The organism is Streptomyces justiciae (genome assembly GCF_015163075.1).
Lineage (GTDB): Bacteria > Actinomycetota > Actinomycetes > Streptomycetales > Streptomycetaceae > Streptomyces > Streptomyces justiciae.
In genome coordinates, this window is record NZ_JADDXU010000010.1 from 162,638 (window position 1) to 182,518 (window position 19,881).

Consider the following 19,881-nt stretch of genomic DNA (forward strand, 5'->3'; position numbering starts at 1 on the left):
TGTCGTGAGCCCGTCGAGCGGAGTGCCGGACCGGATCAGCTCGAACACCTCTCGGCCTCGGTGCCATTGCTCGCGGTCGGCCGCCAGCGTCAGGGCCGCCTGGATCTCGGGCGTCCGGGCCGGTCCTGGTGCCACCGCTTCCAGCACGCGACCCGCCCAGGTCACCGGGTCGGCCTGGCGCTCGTACACGGTGCGGCCCCAACTCCTCTCGGGGTCGGCTGCCGCCCGTTCGGCCTGCGGGTTCGCGACCCGCGTCGCCTCCTTCAGCGCCCTCCGGCACAGGGCGTCCGCGCGGCGGGTGGTCTCCGGGAGGCGGTAGTCGGGGGTCAGGGCCAGGGTGTGGGCGCAGGCGTTGGGGAGGGTGACGCGGTGGCCTACGGAGACGAAGACCGGCTTGACGGAGGCGCGGGTGCGGACGGCTCGGCCGACCTCCTCGGTGTGCGCGAGGAGCGGGCTGGTGCTGCCGCGCGGGGTGGCCGGGTCGTCGTACGTGAAGGTGAAGGGGTTCTTCGCGACGCCGATCGTGGGGAGGTCCGTGAGGACGCCCAGGTGGCTGGCGAGGCCGAAGCGGCGGGGGTGCGCGAGGCCGTAGCCGTCGCAGACGATCAGGCCGGGCGGGCAGGGCAGCGACGACAGGGCGGCCAGGACCGTGGGGATCTCACGGAAGGCGAGCAGGCCCGGGACGTAAGGGAAGGAGACGCGGCCGACCGCCGTGGCCTCCGCGACGACCTCCAGGGTCGCCGCGTCCAGGACGACCGCCGCGGCCGCGACGACGTCCCGCTCGTCGTCGTAGGCCACGTCTACGCCGGTCACCCGGCCGGTTCCGGGCGGTGGGCCCGGTTCGTCGAGCACCACCTTCGTCCGCAACTCGTCCTGCACGGCGCGGGCTTCGTCCTCGGTCGCGGGCCAGCCCGCGGGAATGCGTACGGTCGTCATGATGCCGACGAGCGTACGCACTCCCGTACGGGGTCCGGTCAGCCCTTTCCGCCGAGCGCCTGCTTCAGCTGGCTCTTGTTCATGTCCGAACGGCCGCTGATGTTGCGCCGCTTGGCCTCCTCGTAGAGCTGGTCGTAGGTCGGGCCCTGGGAGCCCTTGCCGGACCGCTGGCCGCCCCGCTTGCCGGACGACATGTCCTGCGTGGAGGTGCGGCTCGCGGACTTGGACTCGCCGGAGCGGGCGCGTTCCTTGTTGACGGTGCGCGCGGCGATCTCCTTCGCCCGCCCGGTGCTCTCGCCCCGGTCCTGAGCGCTCTTCTTGATGTGCTCGTACTGGCGTTCCCTCTTCGGGCTCGAACCGCTTGGCATGGGGGCTCAACTCCTTTCGCACTCGGCGACCGGGTACCCCCATCCGCGCTCAGCTCTCCAGCCGGGCCACCCGTCCCTTCTCGCCGGCCGCCCAGCAGCCCAGGTCGGGGGTGCAGTCCACGGTGTCGTACGAGCCCGTGTCGACCGTGCGCCAGGTGCGGCCGCCGTCGGTCGTGAGGTCGGTGCCGGTGGGGCCGACGGCGAGGGCCGCGGTGCGGCTGTGCGGGAGCCAGGCGACGCCGGAGCGGTAGGCGGGCGGCGGTGTGGCGGCGGGCTGCCAGCTGCGGCCGCCGTCGCCTGTCACCGCGCCCGCCTGCGGGGAGGCCTGGTCCGCGCGGTAGTCGCCGCCGACCGCGAGACCGTGCGTGCGGTCGCGGAAGGCGAGGGCGAAGACGCCCTTGGCGGGGTCGCCCGCGGGGATCGGGGTGTCCGTGGCCGTCCACGTCAGGCCGCGATCGGAGGAGTGGAGCACGCGCGCATGGGCGGCGCCGCCGGTGGCCAGCCAGACGTCCTTCGGGCCGGAGGAGACCAGGCACTGGCCGCTCGCGGCGAACCCGGCCTCGCCCTCCAGCGCGGCCGGCATCCCGTCGTTCGGGAGGACCTTCCAGGAGCGGCCGCCGTCGTTCGTCGACAGGATGCGGAACTTCCCGTCCACCGGGTCGCTCATCGCCAGGCCGTGCCTGCGGTCGAGGAAGGTGAGGCAGTCGTAGAAGGCGCGGGCGTCGGTGTTGCGGAAGGACTCGGTCCAGGTGGCCCCGCCGTCCTCGGTGCGGTACACCCGGGACGCCTCGCCCTCACCGATCGCCAGGACGACGGCCCGCCGCGCGTCGAACGCCTCGATGTCCCGGAACTGGAGGTCGGACGCGCCCGGCGGGGAGACGTTTCGCCAGCTGGCGCCGCCGTCCGTGGTGCGCAGGACGGTCCCCTGGGTGCCGGACACCCACGCGGTCGTCCGGCTGACGGCGGACAGGCCCCGGAACCGTACGTCGGGGGTGCCGCTGTCCTTGAGCTCCCAGTGCGGCGCCCGCTGCTCCGGTCCGTGCGCCTGCGCGGGTACGGCCGTCAGCGCGGCCAGCGCCGCCGCGCACGCCACCCCCGCGGCCACCCGGGTGCCGGCTCGCATCGTGCGTGTCGTAGGTCTCGTCCGTCGCGTTCCTCGCATGTTCCCCAAGCGCCTCATGGCGGGCGAAGCTAGCCCACGGGCGCGTGGGCGTCCAGATGGGGTCCTGGGCGTCACAAGTGCCCTTCGCGGCACGGCAAGTCGGCTGCGTCACTCCCGTGCATGAAAGGCGGTGACCGAGGTCACTCGATTCCGGTGTGCACGGATGGGCCCGTTCCGACGTCTCTTCCAGTGTCCGGTCCCATCCGCCCGGAGGTCGGTCCAGCCGTCGGAGCCGTCCGTCCAGCCGTCCGTCCAGCCGTCCGTTCAGTCGTCACAAGGGAGCAAGGCGTTGTCCACCGTCATCGAGCAGCCCGTAGAGGCCCGCCTCGTCGCCGCCGCGCCGCGGATGCCGAGCATTCCCGCCACACTCCACTACGACCGGCGCGATCCGTTCGCCGTCCGGATGACCTTCCCGGCCCCGGCCACCCTGGAGGGCGTGGACGTCTGCTGGACGTTCTCCCGCGAACTCCTCGCCGCGGGCATGACGGCCCCCGAGGGCCATGGCGACGTACGCGTGCGGCCGTACGGGTACGACCGCACCGTGCTGGAGTTCCACGCCCCCGAGGGCACCGCCGTCGTGCATGTCCGCTCGGGCGAGCTGCGACGTTTCCTGGAGGCGACGGCCGAGCTGGTGCCCGTCGGTCTGGAGCATCTCCAGCTCGACCTGGACCAGCAGCTGGCCGAGCTGATGCGGGACGCCTGCTGACCTACCGCTGACGGCCCCCGCCCAGCAGCGAGTTGAGCTCGCCGTAGTCGAATCCGCCGGCCAGCTCGTCGTACGTGCCCGCGTCCAGCAGCTCCCGCGCGGCGCGGTGCACCAGGGCGTGCACGGCCATGGGGATGCCCGCGCCCGCGCTCACGCGCGCGACGCCGAGCGCCGCCAGGTCCGCGACCGGTGGGGCGCCGGGGCCGACCATGATGTTCACGGGGCCGTCGACGCCGTCGACGAGCTCCTTCACGATCCCCGGTTCGACGGCCCCGGGGACGAAGATCCCGTCGGCGCCCGCTGCCCGGAAGGCGGCGGCCCGCTCCAGGGTGAGGTCTACTCCCCCGGCGTCGCGCAGGAACGTGTCGATCCGGGCGTTGACGAACAGCGGCACGTCCGCCGCGTCGGCAGCGGCGCGGGCGGCGGCGATCCGCTCGGCCTGCTCGGCGATGTCCCGCAGCGGTCCCGCGCCCTCCCCGTACAACGCGTCCTCGATGTTCACGCCGACCGCCCCCGCCGCGAGGACCGCGCGGATCGTGTCGGCGACTCCTTCCGGGTCCTCGGCGTAGCCGCTCTCGACGTCCGCGCTGACGGGGACGTCCACGGCGGCGGCGATGTCCGTGACGACCCCCAGGGCCCGGTCCCGGTCCACTTGGTCGCCGTCCGCCGCGCCGAGGCCCCAGGCGAGCCCGGCGCTCGTGGTCGCGACGGCCGCGGCACCGGCATGCGCGACGATCCGGGCGCTCGCGGTGTCCCAGGCGTTCGGCAGGACCAGCGGGCGGCCGGGGACGTGCAGGGCGTGGAAGGCGAGGGCGCGGTCGCGGAGGGAGGTCTGCTTCGTCATGCGTTCACTCAAGCAGCGCGGGCGGGCGGGGGCTGGCAGGAAATCGACATCAACGTGACGGGTGCCGGCCTCACCTCTCAGGCTCCCGCGGGCGCGGCCGCACGGGCGGTGAACGTGACGGGAACGGCCTTCTTGCCCTCAGGCTCCCGCCGGCGCCGCCGCGCTCGTCAGCGCCGCCCTCAGCTCCTCCTCCACCTTCCGCGTCCCCGGCCCGCTTTTTTCGGCCAGCTCCGCCAGCCGCTCCTTGTACCGACCGTGCTCGTCCCGGCTCACCAGGGTGCGCAGTTCGGCCGCGGCCGCCAGGGTGACGACGGCCGCGTCCCGGTCGGAGACCTCCGCGGTCGGCACCGGCCCTTCGAGGATGCGCCGGGCCTCCGCGCGCAGCGCGTCCACGACGGCGACGCGCTCCAGAACGTACTCGACGGTCGGGAACACCCCGAGGGCCCGCCGCTTCTCCGCGCGGAGGAAGCCCTCGGCGGCCAGCTGCTCCCGTACCGCGTCGAGCGTCACGCGCGCGTGCAACGGCACCCAGCTGTGCCAGTGGTGCGGCCGGGACTCCCGTACGAGTTCCAGGAGCCCGTCGAGGACGGCGTCCCCGGTGTCGGAGTCCAGGTCGGCCGGGGTGGCGATGCCGTCGTCGTCGAGGAGGAGCCCGCGCCGGGCCAGTTCGGTGAGGGCGCCGGCCCGCACCAGGTGATCGACGTGGACGGTGTCGGTGAGTTGGTTGCGCGTGGTGTCCCAGGCCAGCAGGTAGAGCCGGGCGGGCAGGGACAGCGAGCCGTCGGGCACGGGGCCTCCTCCAGATCGGGCTTCACATTAATTCGATTGACGGTCTCGACGCCTCTGCCTACCGTGGACAACGCTTCTGCTGCCGTCGATCGGAGAAGGACGTTGCTCCTCTGAGGTCATGAGACACCGCGTCACACACCTGAGGTGTGTGCGCCGCGTGCGACCTCGGCGTTCGAGCCGTCCTCCGGTGCAGGGCTTTTCTCACGCCCCTCTTCTGCCCGCGGAGCCTCCCTGTGGTCGCAGGTGTTCTCGATACGCGTTTGCCCCCGACCGCACCGAGCAACCGCGAGGCCTGTATGTCCGCATCCCTCACCTGTACCTCCCTTGCCTTCTCCTGGCCCGACGGCACCCCCGTCTTCGAGGACCTCGACATCGCCTTCGGCCCCGGCCGCACCGGCCTCGTCGGTGTCAACGGGTCCGGCAAATCCACCCTGTTGAAACTGATCGCCGGTGAACTCACCCCGGTCGACGGCACCGTGCGGGTCGCCGGCGAGGTCGGCCATCTGCCGCAGAACGTCACCCTCGACACCGCCCTGCGGGTCGACGAGGTGCTCGGCATCGCCGACCGGCGGGCCGCGCTGCACGCCATCGAGGCGGGCGACGTGTCCGAGGAGCACTTCGAGACCGTCGGCGACGACTGGGACGCGGAGGAGCGCGCCCTGGCCACCCTCGGCGAACTCGGCCTCGGCCACATCGGCTTGGACCGCACGGTCGGCGAGGTGTCCGGCGGCGAGTCGGTGCTGCTGCGGCTGGCCGCACTGCTGCTGCGCCGCCCCGAGGTGCTGCTCCTGGACGAACCGACCAACAACCTCGACCTGTACGCCCGCAGGCGCCTGTACGCGGCCGTCGCGTCCTGGTCCGGGGTCATGGTCATCGTCAGCCACGACCGTGAACTGCTCGAGCTCGTCGACCAGATCGCCGATCTGCGCGCCGGCGAGGTCACCTGGTACGGCGGCAACTTCTCCGCCTACGAGGAGTCCCTCGCCACCGAACAGGAGGCGGCGGAGCGGATGGTGCGGGTCGCGGAGGCCGATCTGAAACGGCAGAAGCGTGAACTCGTCGAGGCCCACACCAAGTTGGCGCAGCGCACGCGGTACGCCAACAAGATGTACGAGAACAAGCGCGAGCCCAGGGCGGTGATGAAGCTGAGGAAGCGCTCGGCGCAGGTCTCCGCGGGCAAGCACCGCATCATGCACGAGGGGAAGCTCGCCGAGGCCAAGGAGCGGCTCGACGAGGCGGTGGAGGCCGTACGGGACGACGACGTGATCCGTGTCGACCTGCCGTACACGGCCGTGCCGCCGGGCCGTGACGTGCTGACCCTCATGGATCTGGAACTGGCCTACGGCGCGCGCGTGAAGGGCGGTTTCGACCTGCGCGGTCCCGAGCGGGTGGCGTTGGTCGGCCGCAACGGCGCGGGCAAGACGACGCTGCTGCGGACGATCGCCGGAGAGCTGGCGCCGGTGTCGGGCGAGGCGCACGCGCATGTGCCGCTGCGGTTCCTGCCCCAGCGGCTCGACGTCCTCGACGACGAGCTGTCGGTCGCCGAGAACGTGGCCCGGTTCGCGCCGGCCGCCACCAACAACCGGGTCCGGGCACGGCTGGCCCGCTTCCTGTTCCGGGGCCCCCGCGCCGACCAGCAGGCGGCGACCCTGTCCGGCGGCGAGCGCTTCCGGGCGGCGCTGGCGGCGCTGATGCTGGCCGAGCCGGCCCCGCAGCTGCTGATGCTGGACGAGCCGACGAACAACCTCGACATGGCGAGCGTGCGGCAGCTGACGTCCGCGCTGGAGTCGTACGAGGGAGCGCTGATCGTGGCCAGTCACGACCTGCCGTTCCTGGAGTCGATCGGCATCACCCGGTGGCTGATGCTCGACGGCGAACTCCGGGAGACCACGGCGGAGGCCGTCACGGAGCCCGCCTAGGCGAGACGGCGCCGGCGGCCCCACGGAGGTGGAGGTCGCCGGCGCCGCGGTTACTGCCGCGTATCTCAGGAGGGCCACAGCCTGGCAACGGGGGTTTTGGGTTCGCGGGCCCGCCCTGCATGATGGCGGACCGGCGCCGCTTTTTTCGGGGCGCCGCCACCTGCCGCCGTTACGGAGTTCCTCGTGCCCAGCAAGAAGGCCCTCATCCGCCGCCCCAGCCCGCGCCTCGCCGAAGGCCTGGTGACGCACATCGAGCGCGAGAAGGTCGACGTCGACCTCGCGGTCGAGCAGTGGGAGGCGTACGCCGAGGCCCTGCGCGCACACGGCTGGGAGACGATCGAGGTGGATCCGGCCGACGACTGCCCGGACTCGGTGTTCGTCGAGGACACGGTCGTCATGTACAAGAACGTCGCCCTGATCACCCGGCCCGGCGCCGAGTCGCGGCGCGAGGAGACCGCCGGGGTCGAAGAAGCCGTGGCCTCGCTGGGCTGCTCGGTCAACTGGATCTGGGAGCCGGGCACCCTGGACGGCGGGGACGTCCTCAAGATCGGCCACACCATCTACGTCGGCCGTGGCGGTCGTACCAACGCGGCGGGCGTCCAGCAGCTGCGGGCCGCCTTCGAGCCGCTCGGCGCGCGGGTCGTCGCCGTGCCGGTGAGCAAGGTGCTGCATCTGAAGTCGGCGGTGACGGCGCTGCCCGACGGCACGGTCATCGGGAACATCCCGAAGGTGGACCGGCCGTCCCTGTTCCCGCGGTTCCTGTCGGTGCCGGAGGAGGCCGGCGGCCACGTCGTGCTGCTCGGCGGTCACAAGCTGCTGATCTCGGCGAGCGCGCCGAAGACCATCGACCTGCTGGCCGACCTCGGCCACGACCCGGTCGTGGTCGACATCAGCGAGTTCGAGAAGCTCGAGGGATGTGTGACTTGCCTCTCGGTCCGCGTGCGGGAGCTGTACGCCTGACGAGTGACCGGATCATCCGTTCAGCCCCGGGACCTGCGGGTCCTGGGGCTTGCGCACAGGCCCGGAAACACGTTGGGAACACAGGCTGATCAGGGATCTTTACGTCACGCTTAACCTACGGCTTCGTAACCTACGGATTCGTAGCCTACGCTCTCGTAGGTTCCGGCAACCGCTCGCTGGTTACCCGGCTTTTCTCCCCTGTGTTACGCGTCCCCCTGGAGTTCCCGTGACGATCACTTCCCCTCACCTCGGCAGCCCCGCCGTCTGGACCGACGCCAAGCTGCTGTACGCGCTGGAGGAAGTCGTCGAGACCGAGCTCAACCGGCACCTGAAGGTCGCCAAGGACTGGATGCCGCACGAGTACGTGCCGTGGAGCGCCGGCCGTAACTTCCCCGGCTTCTTCGAGGACGGCGAGGCCTGGGACAAGGAGCAGTCGAAGGTCACCGAGATCGGCCGCATCGCGCTCGTGGTGAACCTCCTCACCGAGGACAACCTCCCCAGCTACCACCACGAGATCGCCTCCCTGTTCGGCCGCGACGGCGCCTGGGGCACCTGGGTGCACCGCTGGACCGCCGAGGAGGGTCGGCACGGCATCGTGATGCGCGACTACCTGCTCGCCTCGCGCGCGGTGGACCCGGACAAGCTGGAAGCGTTCCGCATGCAGCACATGTCGGAGGGCTTCGAGTCCGACAACCGCCACTCGATGCTGCACTCGGTCGCCTACGTCGCCTTCCAGGAGCTCGCGACCCGCATCTCGCACCGCAACACCGGCCACCAGTCCGGCGACCCGGTCTGCGACCGCATGCTGGCGCGCATCGCGACCGACGAGAACCTCCACATGGTCTTCTACCGCAACCTTCTGAAGGCCGCGTTCGAGCTCGCGCCCGACCTGACCATGCAGGCGGTCCGGGACGTGGTCGTGAACTTCCGGATGCCCGGCCACGGCATGCCCGGCTTCGAGCGCTTCGCCGCGCAGATGGCCATCGGTGAGGTCTACAACATGCGCATCCACCACGACGACGTCCTCCAGCCCGTCCTGCGCCACCTGAAGGTCATGGAGATCGACGGCCTCGGCCCCGAGGGTCAGCAGGCCCAGGACGAGCTCGGCATGTTCATGGGCGGCCTGGACGCGGAGGCCCTGAAGTTCGACGAGAAGCTGGCGGCGCGCAAGGCCCGGATGGCGGCACGCGCGGCGGGCTGACCCGGCTGGGGCCGGTCGGCCGGCCGTGGGGCGGCACGTGGCTCAGCCACTCTGCCGCTCAGCCACCTGACCACTCGGCCACTCGGCCACTCGGCCACCGATTTTCCCGTGCGGTCAGGCCCCCACCAGCGGCATCATGCCGCCATGCGAGAGAACACCAGGGCGGAGCGGGCGGTCGGGTTCCTGCTCGGTCTCGTCGACGAGGAGATCGCCGTACGGGTCCGGGCCCGGACCGGCCTGCCGGAGCCCGAGAGCCCCGCGCAGGCCCGCGGGCGCGTCACGCGCGCGTGGACCTGGGCCCGCGATCTCGAGGCCTCCGTCGCGCTGTGGATCCTGGAGAACGACGACCGGCAGCTCAACGCCGTGGTGTGGCGGCACATCCCGACCGACTCCGGCCTGCGCCGCGCCATCGCGCGCGGGGTGCCGTTCGCACCCGGTCGCGTCGATCCGATACCGGTCGACGCGACCCTGCCGGGGCAGGAACCCGAGGTTCCCGAGGCCTACGTCCGCCATGGCCTCGTCGGCGCGTTGCGCGAGGTCGGCACATGGAGCGAGGGTCGCACCGCCGCGTCCATGGTGCTGACCCGCGCCGACTGGGAGACGGTCGGCGCGGCGGACCGTGAACACCCGCTGCCCGGCTACGCCCGCTGGGCGCTCTCCGTCCGGCCGGACTGCCCGCCGGCGGTGCGGGCGGGTTTCGGCACGCACGCGAAGTTCACCCACCGGCTGCGCCGGGCGGGCGTGTTCGAGAGCCCCGCCGACTACGTGGCCTCCGACGGCCCGGCGCTGCGCGTCCTCGAGGTGCTGTCGATGGGCCAACTGCTGTTCCCGGCACGGCTGAAGGAGGCCGAGGACGCCCTCCGGCCGCTCGTGCGGGAGCACTTGGGTGACCGCGAGGACGCGTGGGCGGTGCTGGCGCAGCTGGCGGAGACGTTCCACGGGAACACCCCGGAACTGATCGTCACGGCGGGCGCCATCGCGTAGCCGGCAGGGGGCGGGGCGGCTGGATTCGAACCAGCGTGCTCCGGTTTTGGAGACCGATGCGCCTGCCTCTGCGCTACGACCCCGCCCTTGGCGCCCGATCGTAATGCCTTGGCCCGATGTCAGTGGGCCCTGGTACCAATGAGCCACGGGGGAAACGCGTTTCGGGGGGCAGGACATGGCGTACGGGGAGCGGGGGCGGCGTCCCCCTGTGGTCGACCTGGCCGACCGGCGGGCGCTGGAAGCGTACCGCCCGGCCGATCCGGAGGTCGTGGCTCAGGCACGGCGGCTCAAGGAGGCCGCGCTGCTGGACTTCGGGCTGACGGAGTCGGCGGTGGCGTCCTGGCTGTACGCCAAGTGCCATCACCAGCTCCCGACGACCGCGATCGACACGGCGGCCGTGGTGGCGTCCGGCGACGGCAGCTGTCTGCTGCTCTACAACCCGGACTTCTTCACCGGACTCGGCCTGGACGGCGTCAAGTTCGTCCTGTTCCACGAGGCACGCCATCTGGTGCACCGCCATCTGTTCGCCGACCCGGAGCTCCGGGACGACCCGGTCTTCGAGCTGGCCGCCGAGGTGTCCATCAACCATGTGGCGCTGGTCCGGCTCGGCAGGACCGAACTCCCGCTGCTGAACGGCCGGCCGACGGGCATCGACCCGCGCAAGGTGTACGAGCACTACCGGGCGGACCTGACGGCGCACGGCCTGGAGCCCGTCCCGTACGAGACGTTCACCGAGACGGACATGCGGGTGTACGGCGAGCTGAAGCGGATGCACCGCCCGCCGGTCCCGGAGCACCGGCTGTGCGTGCGTCTGCAGGACGGCCTCGTCCCCGCCGACCAGGAGACCGTCGACGCGGTGACGTCGTCCGCGCTGCTCAACTCCCTGCTGGCGGCCCGGCGCGGGCACGCGGGCGCGGAGCGGGAGCTGCTCGACCTGATGGGCCGTACCGAGGAAGGCAACGCGCGGGCCGCCCGGATCTGGGGAAACCTCGGCGCGGGCATGCTGCGCGGCGAGATCACGCGCACGCGTACGGTCGACTGGTGGCAGCGCTGGCTGGTCGACGTGCTCGGCTCCAGGCTGCGCGACGGCGAGCGGCTGGTCTACCCCAAGAAGCGGGGCGCGCTGCTCGCCGCCCTCGGCCAGGACCCGATGCTGGCTCGCCGCGGCCCGGTGCGGGACAAGGTGCTGGTCATCGCGTACGACACCTCGGGTTCGATGCCGGAGCACGTGATCGCCTGGCTCACCGAACTGGTGGGCCGTATCGACGGCGTGGAGGCGCACTGGCTGTCCTTCGACGCGCTGGTGATGCCCTTCAGACCGGGCGAGCGGGTCTACGGCGGGGGCGGCACCAGCTTCCAGGCGGTCGCCGACTACGTGGAGGGGCGTACGGAGGTCGACGGCCGCCGTTTCGACGTCACCCCGGACGCGGTGGTGATGCTGACCGACGGATACGCGCCACCGATCACGCCCGCCGAGCCGGAGAAATGGATCTGGCTGATCACCGAGGGCGGCAGCGAGTGGCCCGAGACGCACACACCGGCGATGGACTGCCATCGCGTCACCACAGGATCGCGGTAGCACACGACGGATCGCGGCAGACCACCACAGGATCACGGCACATGACCACGGACACACAGCAGTTGACCGTCTCGCGGCTCGAGTCCTTCATCGACGCGATGATCGACATGGGGCAGACGGGCCAGATCTTCGGCGAGCACGGCATCGGCAAGACGGCGACGTTCTTCTCGCATCTCGCCCGCGCCCACCCGGGCACGAGCCTGGTGTACGTCCCGGCGGCGAACCTGACGCCGGACGACCTGCTCGTCAACGCGCCGGTGCGCGATCCGCACACCGGTGAACTGGTGCTGCGCCAGCTGGTGATGAGCCAGTTGAAGCCGGGCACGCCGTTCGTGCTGCTCATCGACGACTCGTTGCAGGCGGGCGACACCATCCAGTCGCAGCTGATGCAGATCGCCTGCAACTGGACGCTGGGGGAGCACGATCTGCGTGCGCTCGGCTGCGTCGGCGTCTTCCTCACCGACAACGAGTCGTTGTCGGAGACGTCGTCCCGGCGCGGTGACCTGGCGCTCCTGGACCGTATGGTCACGATGCGGATCACGGCCAACGACACGTCGTGGCGCCGGCATCTGGCGGCCAAGTACCGCCCGTGGGACCTGCGTCCGGTGTTCTCGCTGTGGGCGTCCCTCTCCCCCGCGCTGCGGGAGCTGCTGTCCCCGCGCACGCTCGACCATGTCCTCGCCAACGCGAAGGAGGGTTTCCCGCTGCGCTGGGGCCTGCCGCTGGTCGACGGCGACCGGCTGCGCCTCGCCGAGCCGGGCCCGGACGGGAAGCCGGGGCAGAACCGGACGCGGGAGATCCTGGACCGGATCGCCGAGGCGGTGGGCGTGGCCAACCCGTCGACGATTCCCGACCCGGTACGGCAGGTCGTGCGCGCGGCGCTGCGCAACCGCTGGACGGTGCTGCTCCAGGGCCCGCCCGGCTGCGGCAAGACGGAGCTGGTGCGCGAGACGGTGCGGGCGGGCCTGGGCCGGGAGCCGCTGTACTTCTCGCTGCCGGTGACGAACGTCGAGGACCTGTGCGCGCCGATCCCGTCGGCCGACGGCACCCTCGACAACCTCCTCGCCGCGCACTTCACCGGTCCCGAGCCGAAGGCGATCGTGTGGGACGAGTACAACCGGCCCAAGGACAAGGCCGCGTTCGCCAAGCTCATGGAGATCACCCAGGAGTGGTCGCTGGCCGGGCGGCGGATCGAGAACCTGCGCGCCCAGATCGCGGTGCAGAACCCTCCGTACCACCTGGGCCGCAAGCTGCTGGTGTCGCGGAACAACATCGCGCAGGCGACGCGTTTCACGGCCTCCTTGGAGGTGGCGCCGGAGGACATCCCGGCCAACGAGTGGCTGCTGGCCCGCTACGGCGCGGACGCCGAGACGGTCCTGGAGTGGTGGAAGCACGACATCGACGACGACGGCCGCGCCTGGATCACCAAGCGCACCCTGGAGCGGCTCATCAAGCTGCACCGGCGCGGGCTGCCGCTGGAGATGGGCACGGTCTACCTCGGCGACGGCGAGTACGCGCCGGTGCCGCTCACCGCGCTCCTCGACCGCCTCAAGGGCCGCGAGGTCACCGGTCTGCGCGAACTCGCCCGCGACGCCGACGCCTGGGAGGCGAGGCTGCGGCGGGCCGCCGAGCGGTCCGGGGAGGGCGGCAACGACAGTGACGTGGTCCACCAGATCCTGGCCAACGCGGAGCTGTCCCAGCTGAAGAAGCACCGCGCGGTGGTGGCCCGGCTGGTGGCGCTGCTGCCGGCCAAGCTGCGGGCGACGTATCTGGTGGGGGCGTCGGAGAAGCAGCAGCGGTTCTGGACGGAGGTGTTCATGGGGATGCGGAGACGGTAGGTGTCAGGCCTCGGGCGGGGCCGTGCGGTGCACGCTGCGTACGGCGGCCACGTCGGCCGGGACCGCCGGTCGCGGTATGTGCGCGCTGTGTGCCTCCAACCGGCGTTTGACGCTGGCCGCGATGCCCTGTCCCAGGACGAAGCGGGTGGATGTCACGGCTCGGGGCGCGGTGTCGAGGAGGCGGTGGGCCTCGCGGCTGCGCATGCCGGTGTGGGTCAGGACCAGGTGGGTGAGGCGGTGCTCGGCGGCCGCCAGGGTCTCGGCGATGGTGTCGGCGGCCGTCAGATCGACGTGGTTGTCCGCCGCGCCGAGCACCGCGGCCGCGCGCACCCGCCCGAGGTCCAGGAGGGTGACTCCCGCCGCGGTCGCCGCCGTGACCAAGCGCGCCGCGGCGCGCGGTCCGATGCCGTTGCTGGCGACGGCGAGCCGGGTGAGCCGCCCGTACGGCGTCCGCTCCAAAGCGTCGGCGAGACGGTCGGCGCCAGTGTCGCCCAACCGGGCGGCGGACACGTACAGTTCGGCGATCGCCCCGGCGGCGACCACCGCGCCGAGCGCTTCCGCGCCCGCCTCGCCGAGTGGGTTGCCGCCGACGAAGAGCCGCTCGACGCGCCGCCCGTTGTCCGCGGCGGCGAGCAGCGCGTCGGCGAGGACCAGGGCGCCGCTCGCGTCGAGGCCGGTCTGGACGAGGTCGAGGGTGCGCAACGACCGGGCCGACTCGACGAGTTCGGCCGCGGCGCGCCCCCCGCCGGAGCCGAGCGGGTTGCGTTTGAGCCACACCCCGGTGACCACCTGCGGCGAGGCGCGCAGCTGGTCGGCGATCCGGCAGGCGCCGCCCGCGGTGATCCCGTTGCAGCCGAGGTAGAGCGTCTCGACCTCGGCACTCGCCCCGGCCACCACCTCGGCCCCGGTGTCGCCCAGCCCGTCGGTCCCGAGCAGCAGATGCCGTACCGGAGTCGGGCCCTGCCCCAGCGCCTCCGCGACCAAAGAGGCCCCCTCGGCGCCCAGTTCCTGCTTGCACAGGTCGAGACGCCCGTCCGGCAGGGCCGTACCGGCCGGGAAGTCCAGCCGCTCCCCCGCGGGCCGACCGGCCCTCAACCAGTTCAGCAGCGGGCCGAGTTCGGCGACCGGGCGCGGCACGACGGACGGCACTCCGGCGAAACCGCTCACCTTGTCCGGCACGGCAGGCAACTCCGCGGAGCGGCCGTTCGTCTCCTCGGTCACCACTCCGCCTCCTGGTAGTCCTTGAGGAACACCCCGGACAGGGGCTCCCCCGCCTCCCCGCGCACGATCGGGTCGTACACCCGGGCCGCCCCGTCCACGATGTCCAGCGGCGTCCGGAACCCGGCCTCTGCCATGCGGGCCTTCTTCGGTGCCGGGTTCTCGTCGGTGATCCAGCCGGTGTCGACGGCGCACATGTGCACGCCCTGGTCGGCGAGTTCGGCGGCGCTGGTGCGGGTGAGCATGTTGAGGGCGGCCTTGGCCATGTTGGTGTGCGGATGGCCCGCCATCTTGTTGCGGACGGCGAAGCGGCCCTCGACGGCGGTCACGTTGACCACGTACCGGCGCGAGTGCGGTGAGGCCAGCAGCAGCGGCAGCAGCCGGTCGCACAGCAGGGCCGGGGCGAGGGCGTTGACGAGCTGGGTCTCCAGCACCTCGGCCGGGTCGAGCGCGCCGAGCCGGGCCGACCAGGAGTTCTCCGGAGACGGGTCGGGCAGCAGCCCGGCCTCGTCGGCCTCGCGCAGGGCGACGGGCAGGGACGCGGCACCGCTCTCCAGCATCCGCATCGGTGTGAACCCGGGTGCCTGCCGGGCGCCTTCGGGCAGGGCGTCGTACTCCCCGGCGGCGAGCAGCGCGTACGACTCCGGCGGTCTGCGCACCGTCTGGGCGGCGTTGTTGACGAGGATGTCCAGCGGCTGGCCCTCCTGCCGCAACTCCTCGCACAGACCGAGCACTTGGCGGGGGTCGCGGAGATCGACGGCGAGCACGGTCAGCCGGTCGAGCCACTTCCCACTGCCGGGCTCGGCCCGGAAGCGGCGCAGTGTGTCGTGCGGGAACCGGGAGGTGACCAGCAGCTCGGCGCCGTCCCGCAGCATCATCAGGGCCAGCTGGAAGCCGATCTTCACGCGGCCGCCGGTGAGCAGAGCGCGGCGCCCGGTGAGGTCGGTGCTCAGAGCGCGGCGGGCGGTGTTGTCGGCGGCGCACAACGGGCAGAGCCGGTGGTAGAAGGAGTCGACCTCTCGATAGGGCGACTTGCAGACATAACAGGTGCGGGGCTTGCGGAAGACGCCCCCGCTGCCCGGCCCGGCCAGCGGGGCATCCTCGCGCCGTTCCGGCGCGCCCGTAGCGGTCGCGGCCATCGCCGCCGCGTCGGCGGCCGACACCTCGGCACCCCGTGTCTTACGGCGGCGCAGGCGGCCGTCGCGGGCGAAGGAGGCCGCGACCTGCTCGGCGCGCAACCGCACCGGGTCGTCGACGGGCAGGGCACGCAGCTTCCCCACGACCTGGTGGAAGGCGGCCAGTTCCGCCTCGCTGATCGCCTCGCCCATGTGCCGTCCCCGCCCCGTGTTCGCCGTACCGCGGTCCCGACCGGATTCGAACCGGCGTATCCGCCTTGAGAGGGCGGCGAGTCTGCCTCTGCTCTACGGGACCCCACGCACGCATCCGGACGGCCGGATTCGAACCGGCGTGATCGCCTGAGCAAGGCGGTGCGCCTGCCTCTGCGCTACGTCCGGGTGCGCTCCGGGATCCTAGCCGCACTCCGATCGGCCGGTCGCACGGATTTACGGGAGGCCTCCGCGGTGCAACGGTGCCCGCAGGGGGTGACACACCATGGCCCAGACCCATGAGTGGATGTTCTACGAGGTCATGTGGCGCGGCTGGGCGGGTCGGGACCGGGTCCCGTACCCCGTGCCCTGGTGGGCGCAGCAGGCCTTCCGCCGCTGGAGCGACGACTTCGACTCCGGCACGTACGACTCGAAGGAGGCGGCCTTCGCCTCCAACGCCCTGTACCGGTACTGGCACATGGTCGGTGTGAAGGACCATCGCCAGGAGTCACTGATCGGCCAGGCGGGCGAGATCGAGCCCGTCTACGACAAGTACAGCCTCTGCTTCTTCCTGCACGACCCGGCGACGGGTGCCCTGCGACTGCCCCAACTCCCGGACGGGGGAAGGGTGGAACAGCGGTTGGAGGCTCCGTATCTGCCGGTGGTGCTGACGACGTTCCGCACACCGGAGGACGTGGAGTTCGTGCAGCGCACGTTCGCGACGACGGTCGGCGCGAGCCAACGGGACCTGGTGGTCACGCGGGTGACCGTCGGCAGTCCCACCGGGCAGCCGCGCGAGGGCCTGTTGTGTGCGGCCGTGCTGCCGGCCGGGCCCAGTGGCTTCCAGCGGCACGACCGCAACGGCCGTCAGATCACCGACCGGCGGCTGACGTATCTGCGTCATCTGCCGGACGAACAGCGGGTGGAGACCAACTCGGGCTGGGGCCCGGTCTTCGACACCGCGCCCGAGCAGTACGGGGTCTACGGCAACACGGACTTCAACTTCGACCCGGCCAGCTATCTCACCAGCAGCCCGTTCCACGACCTGGTCGTGGGCGGCAAGCTGAACGGCGCCCTGGAGGCGCAGGACCAGGTGGCGGGGCTGTGCAGCGCGGTGTTCGCCTGGCCGTTCCGGGTGGCGGAGAGCGAGGTCTTCGAGATCGACGTACGGCTGCCCGTCGACCTGTTCAGCGGCGCGGCCGACCTCGCGGAGCTACAGGGCACGCCGACCGCCGAACTGGAGGCCGCCAACCGGGACTTCTGGACGGCGAAGATCCTCGGGCAGGGCGTGCAGCCGGGCCTGCCACGCCCGGTGGCCCACCTCACGGACCTGTTCCGGCAGGCACGCACCCAGCTGCTCGTCCTCTCCGACCACGGTGAGATCCACCCGGGCCCCACGGTCTACGACTCCTTCTGGATCAGGGACTCCTCCGTCGAGGCGACGGCCTGCTCACTGGTCGGCGACTCCGCCCTGGCCGAACGGCAGTTGGGCACGCACTACCCGCTGAAGTTCAACCTCGGCACGGGCCGAATCGGACCATGTGCGGAGTACGGCTTCTACGGCGGCCCGCACGAGAAGGACGACCGCGAGTGGGACAGCAACGGCCAAGCCCTGTGGGCGATCGGCAGGTTCGACCGCACGAGCGGTCAACAGGCGGCGTTCGGCGCCAAGTTGTATGTCCCCTATGTGCGGGACGCGGCGCGCTGGCTGCGCGACAACCGCGACCAGTACGGTCTGCTGCACAGCGGTTGGAGCGCCGAACACCTCGGTGAGCGCGACAAGCCGCACTACTGGGACGACTTCTGGGCGCTGGCCGGGCTCTACGAGGCCGCGCGCCTCGCCGAGCGGATCGGGGCGCCGGAGGTGGGCGAACTCTGGTCCGTCTTCGACGACTTGAAGCGGGCCACGGGCGACTCGATCCGCTGGGTGCTGGGTGAGCAGCGCGGACGCGGCGCGTGGGAGACGTACATCCCGACGGGGCCGGGCGACGTTGGACGCCTCGACTCGACGATGATCGGGGCGGCCGCGTACTTCCACCCGCTGCGTCTGCACATGGGCAGCAAGCTGGGCGACGACATCGACCGGGCCGCCCGCTGCACGCTCGACACCATGTACGCCCACTTCGTCACCGGCGGCTACCGGCACGAGGCCGCCTGGCAGGCGTACGGACCCTATCTGACCCTGCAGTTGGCACACGCCTACCTGCTCGCCGGGGACCCGGCCCGGATGGACGCGCTGCTCGGCTGGACGGTCGCGGCGGGGTTCCCGAGCGTGGCGGAGCGCGCGGTGGCGCTGGGCGCGTGGAACGAGCAGCACGCGTTCCCGATCGCGTCCGACTTCCGCGAAGTCCCGTACCGCCGCTGGTACATGGGTGACATCCCGCACGGCTGGGCGGCCGCCGAGTATCTGCTGCTGATCCGCGACATCCTCTTCTTCGAGGCCGACGAGGACCACGACCCTCACCTGTACATCGCTCCAGGCATACGGCCGCACTGGGTGCCCGGGGGTGAACCGGTCACCGTGGACGCGGCACCGACGCTCTTCGGCGCACCCTTCGGCTACCGGCTCGCGCACGACCCGGCGGAGCGGAAGGTGACCGTGGACATCACTCAGGCGCCCGAGGGGGTGAGGTTCGTTTACCCCTGCCGCTTCGGCGAGGTGCGGTCGGCGGAGGCGGACGGGCACGAGCTCGGCCGGACGGGCCAGGACGTACGGGTACCGGCGGGGACGCGGCGGTTCAGCGTGACGTACGCGTGACGCGGTTCGGCATGACGTACGTGTGATCCGGGGCGTACGCCTCGCTCAGCGGGACGTACGCCTGATCTCCAGTCGTTCCTTCTCCGACAGGCCGCCCCACACGCCGAAGCGCTCGTCGTTGTCGAGGGCGAACTCCAGACAGGCGGAGCGGATCGGGCACAGACCGCAGATCCGCTTCGCCTCCCGTACGGAGCTGCCCGGCTCGGGGAAGAAGAAGTCCCCGCCGGTCTGTGCGCACAGCGCCTCGTCCTGCCAGTCCAGGTCGGGTGGCGTGATCGTCTCGATGAGCATGTGCAGGATCGTGCCGGGCGGCGAAAAACGTTCGATCAACGCGGGATCAACGCGGCGCTCCAAGGCCTCCGGCCGCCCCGATACTGCTCCGCCGCGCGCCATGACGCACGGCGGCGCGCGGCATTGCGGAGCGATTGTCAGTGGGCGGTGCGAGACTCGGCAGTGCAGTGGACGTGACCCCTCGGAGGAGGGCAAGGATGCTCACCACCCGCTATGTCACCGGCGCACCCAACTGGATCGATCTCGGCACCCCCGACATCGACGGCGCCGCTTCCTTCTACGGAGCGCTCTTCGGCTGGCGCTTCGAGCCCGGGCCGCCCGAGTCCGGCGGCTACGGCTTCTTCCGGCTGGACGGGAGGACGGCCGCAGGCGGCATGCAGACCACCGCGGAGGACGGTCCGCCGTCCTGGACGGTGTACTTCCAGACGCCTGACGCGGACGCCACGGCGAAGGCCGCCGAGCAGGCGCACGGCAAGGTGCTGATGCAGCCCCTGGACGTGATGGACCAGGGCCGGATGGCGATCCTCGCCGACAAGGCCGGCGTCCCGTTCGGCATCTGGCAGCCCGGCCGTCTCAAGGGCCTGGACGTGACCCAGGAGCCCGGCTCCCTGTGCTGGATCGAGCTGTACACGGCGGACCAGCCGATGGCCGCGTGGTTCTACAACGCGGTGCTCGGCCTGGAGACGTACGGCGTCGACTTCCCGGGCGGCACGTACACGACGATCAACCCGGCCGGCACGTCCGAGGACGCCATGTTCGGCGGCATCATCCCGCTCGCCGAGGCCCCGACGGAGGCGGAGGGCGATCCCTACTGGCTGCCGTACTTCGAGGTCACGGACGTGGACGCGGCGGTGACCAAGACGGAGGCGGGGGGCGGCCTGGTCCGGATGCCGGCGACCGACATCCCGGGCGTGGGCCGGGTCGCGCGACTGGCCGATCCGTACGGGGCACGCTTCGCGGTGATCAAGAGCGCACCGGCGCAGGGGTGAGCTGCCGGGGCCGC

Annotated in this window: 16 protein-coding genes, 3 tRNA genes and 1 pseudogene; 9 read left to right on the forward strand and 11 right to left on the reverse strand. The window is 71.8% G+C overall.

Annotated features, from left to right (window positions below):
- Nucleotides 1-252 precede the first annotated feature (252 nt).
- The 3 genes and pseudogenes from IQ210_RS27010 to IQ210_RS27020 all read right to left on the reverse strand — a co-directional run.
- A pseudogene (locus IQ210_RS27010) lies at nucleotides 253-936 on the reverse strand (endonuclease V); the annotation flags it as partial.
- Nucleotides 937-974: 38 nt separating this feature from the next.
- Nucleotides 975-1,304 carry a plasmid stabilization protein gene (locus IQ210_RS27015; protein WP_109494667.1) on the reverse strand — a complete coding sequence of 110 codons (330 nt, stop codon included), beginning with the start codon at nucleotides 1,302-1,304 and terminating at the stop codon, nucleotides 975-977.
- 49 nt (nucleotides 1,305-1,353) lie between these two features.
- Nucleotides 1,354-2,427: a WD40/YVTN/BNR-like repeat-containing protein gene (locus IQ210_RS27020; protein ID WP_194081730.1), complete on the reverse strand. Its 1,074-nt coding sequence runs from the start codon at nucleotides 2,425-2,427 to the stop codon at nucleotides 1,354-1,356.
- 328 nt (nucleotides 2,428-2,755) lie between these two features.
- Here IQ210_RS27020 and ssgD point away from each other — a divergent pair, with 328 nt between their 5' ends.
- On the forward strand, nucleotides 2,756-3,172 hold the full coding sequence (gene ssgD, locus IQ210_RS27025; RefSeq protein WP_194081731.1) for a spore wall synthesis regulator SsgD: 417 nt from the start codon (nucleotides 2,756-2,758) through the stop codon (nucleotides 3,170-3,172).
- A gap of 1 nt (nucleotide 3,173) precedes the next feature.
- Here the strand turns inward: ssgD and IQ210_RS27030 are convergent, their stop codons facing one another.
- Nucleotides 3,174-4,016 carry an isocitrate lyase/PEP mutase family protein gene (locus tag IQ210_RS27030; protein ID WP_194081732.1) on the reverse strand — a complete coding sequence of 281 codons (843 nt, stop codon included), beginning with the start codon at nucleotides 4,014-4,016 and terminating at the stop codon, nucleotides 3,174-3,176.
- Between the two features lie 138 nt (nucleotides 4,017-4,154).
- Nucleotides 4,155-4,805 (reverse strand): GOLPH3/VPS74 family protein, encoded by a 651-nt coding sequence (locus IQ210_RS27035; RefSeq protein ID WP_194081733.1) that lies wholly within the window; start codon nucleotides 4,803-4,805, stop codon nucleotides 4,155-4,157.
- 296 nt (nucleotides 4,806-5,101) lie between these two features.
- Here IQ210_RS27035 and IQ210_RS27040 point away from each other — a divergent pair, with 296 nt between their 5' ends.
- The 4 genes from IQ210_RS27040 (at nucleotide 5,102) to IQ210_RS27055 (ending at nucleotide 9,869) form a co-directional block, all read left to right on the forward strand.
- Nucleotides 5,102-6,724, forward strand: coding sequence for an ABC-F family ATP-binding cassette domain-containing protein (locus IQ210_RS27040; protein ID WP_194081734.1), 1,623 nt, complete (start codon nucleotides 5,102-5,104; stop codon nucleotides 6,722-6,724).
- 183 nt (nucleotides 6,725-6,907) lie between these two features.
- The gene (gene ddaH, locus IQ210_RS27045; protein ID WP_194081735.1) at nucleotides 6,908-7,684 is read left to right on the forward strand and encodes a dimethylargininase; all 777 of its coding nucleotides are present in this window, start codon (nucleotides 6,908-6,910) and stop codon (nucleotides 7,682-7,684) included.
- Between the two features lie 226 nt (nucleotides 7,685-7,910).
- Nucleotides 7,911-8,885: an acyl-ACP desaturase gene (locus IQ210_RS27050; RefSeq protein WP_194081736.1), complete on the forward strand. Its 975-nt coding sequence runs from the start codon at nucleotides 7,911-7,913 to the stop codon at nucleotides 8,883-8,885.
- A gap of 144 nt (nucleotides 8,886-9,029) precedes the next feature.
- Nucleotides 9,030-9,869, forward strand: a complete 840-nt coding sequence (locus IQ210_RS27055; RefSeq protein WP_194081737.1) for a hypothetical protein — start codon at nucleotides 9,030-9,032, stop codon at nucleotides 9,867-9,869.
- Nucleotides 9,870-9,878: 9 nt separating this feature from the next.
- Here IQ210_RS27055 and IQ210_RS27060 read toward each other — a convergent pair.
- Nucleotides 9,879-9,954 (reverse strand) — tRNA-Trp (locus IQ210_RS27060).
- 90 nt (nucleotides 9,955-10,044) lie between these two features.
- On the opposite strand from IQ210_RS27060, the gene IQ210_RS27065 reads away from it, so the two are divergent.
- Both IQ210_RS27065 and IQ210_RS27070 read left to right on the forward strand, forming a co-directional pair.
- Nucleotides 10,045-11,448, forward strand: coding sequence for a vWA domain-containing protein (locus IQ210_RS27065; RefSeq protein WP_194081738.1), 1,404 nt, complete (start codon nucleotides 10,045-10,047; stop codon nucleotides 11,446-11,448).
- Nucleotides 11,449-11,489: 41 nt separating this feature from the next.
- On the forward strand, nucleotides 11,490-13,286 hold the full coding sequence (locus tag IQ210_RS27070; RefSeq protein ID WP_194081739.1) for an AAA family ATPase: 1,797 nt from the start codon (nucleotides 11,490-11,492) through the stop codon (nucleotides 13,284-13,286).
- A 3-nt stretch (nucleotides 13,287-13,289) separates the two neighbouring features.
- Here IQ210_RS27070 and IQ210_RS27075 read toward each other — a convergent pair whose 3' ends face one another.
- The 4 genes from IQ210_RS27075 to IQ210_RS27090 all read right to left on the reverse strand — a co-directional run bounded on the left by IQ210_RS27075 (nucleotide 13,290) and on the right by IQ210_RS27090 (nucleotide 16,018).
- A complete protein-coding gene (locus IQ210_RS27075; RefSeq protein ID WP_322656821.1) occupies nucleotides 13,290-14,507 on the reverse strand; it encodes a leucine-rich repeat domain-containing protein in 1,218 nt (405 codons plus the stop codon).
- Nucleotides 14,504-15,832 carry an SDR family NAD(P)-dependent oxidoreductase gene (locus tag IQ210_RS27080; protein WP_194081740.1) on the reverse strand — a complete coding sequence of 443 codons (1,329 nt, stop codon included), beginning with the start codon at nucleotides 15,830-15,832 and terminating at the stop codon, nucleotides 14,504-14,506. The genes IQ210_RS27075 and IQ210_RS27080 overlap by 4 nt, the downstream gene beginning before the upstream one ends.
- Before the next feature lie 31 nt (nucleotides 15,833-15,863).
- Nucleotides 15,864-15,935, reverse strand: a tRNA-Glu gene (locus IQ210_RS27085).
- 11 nt (nucleotides 15,936-15,946) lie between these two features.
- Nucleotides 15,947-16,018 (reverse strand) — tRNA-Ser (locus IQ210_RS27090).
- Between the two features lie 97 nt (nucleotides 16,019-16,115).
- Here IQ210_RS27090 and IQ210_RS27095 point away from each other — a divergent pair.
- On the forward strand, nucleotides 16,116-18,587 hold the full coding sequence (locus IQ210_RS27095) for a prenyltransferase/squalene oxidase repeat-containing protein (RefSeq protein WP_194081741.1): 2,472 nt from the start codon (nucleotides 16,116-16,118) through the stop codon (nucleotides 18,585-18,587).
- Nucleotides 18,588-18,632: 45 nt separating this feature from the next.
- Here IQ210_RS27095 and IQ210_RS27100 read toward each other — a convergent pair whose 3' ends face one another.
- A complete protein-coding gene (locus tag IQ210_RS27100) occupies nucleotides 18,633-18,878 on the reverse strand; it encodes a WhiB family transcriptional regulator (protein WP_179143289.1) in 246 nt (81 codons plus the stop codon).
- A 197-nt stretch (nucleotides 18,879-19,075) separates the two neighbouring features.
- Between IQ210_RS27100 and IQ210_RS27105 the strand changes: the two genes are divergently transcribed.
- Nucleotides 19,076-19,867, forward strand: coding sequence for a VOC family protein (locus tag IQ210_RS27105; protein WP_194081742.1), 792 nt, complete (start codon nucleotides 19,076-19,078; stop codon nucleotides 19,865-19,867).
- Nucleotides 19,868-19,881 lie beyond the last annotated feature (14 nt).

Bases quoted from the DNA above. Each gene is read 5' to 3' on its own strand.
- IQ210_RS27015 (WP_109494667.1), bottom strand. From the start codon at position 1,304: ATGCCAAGCGGTTCGAGCCCGAAGAGGGAACGCCAGTACGAGCACATC.
- IQ210_RS27020 (WP_194081730.1), bottom strand. From the start codon at position 2,427: ATGCGAGCCGGCACCCGGGTGGCCGCGGGGGTGGCGTGCGCGGCGGCG.
- IQ210_RS27030 (WP_194081732.1), bottom strand. From the start codon at position 4,016: ATGACGAAGCAGACCTCCCTCCGCGACCGCGCCCTCGCCTTCCACGCC.
- IQ210_RS27040 (WP_194081734.1), top strand. From the start codon at position 5,102: ATGTCCGCATCCCTCACCTGTACCTCCCTTGCCTTCTCCTGGCCCGAC.
- IQ210_RS27055 (WP_194081737.1), top strand. From the start codon at position 9,030: ATGCGAGAGAACACCAGGGCGGAGCGGGCGGTCGGGTTCCTGCTCGGT.
- IQ210_RS27065 (WP_194081738.1), top strand. From the start codon at position 10,045: ATGGCGTACGGGGAGCGGGGGCGGCGTCCCCCTGTGGTCGACCTGGCC.
- IQ210_RS27070 (WP_194081739.1), top strand. From the start codon at position 11,490: ATGACCACGGACACACAGCAGTTGACCGTCTCGCGGCTCGAGTCCTTC.
- IQ210_RS27080 (WP_194081740.1), bottom strand. From the start codon at position 15,832: ATGGGCGAGGCGATCAGCGAGGCGGAACTGGCCGCCTTCCACCAGGTC.
- IQ210_RS27095 (WP_194081741.1), top strand. From the start codon at position 16,116: ATGGCCCAGACCCATGAGTGGATGTTCTACGAGGTCATGTGGCGCGGC.
- IQ210_RS27100 (WP_179143289.1), bottom strand. From the start codon at position 18,878: ATGCTCATCGAGACGATCACGCCACCCGACCTGGACTGGCAGGACGAG.
- IQ210_RS27105 (WP_194081742.1), top strand. From the start codon at position 19,076: ATGCTCACCACCCGCTATGTCACCGGCGCACCCAACTGGATCGATCTC.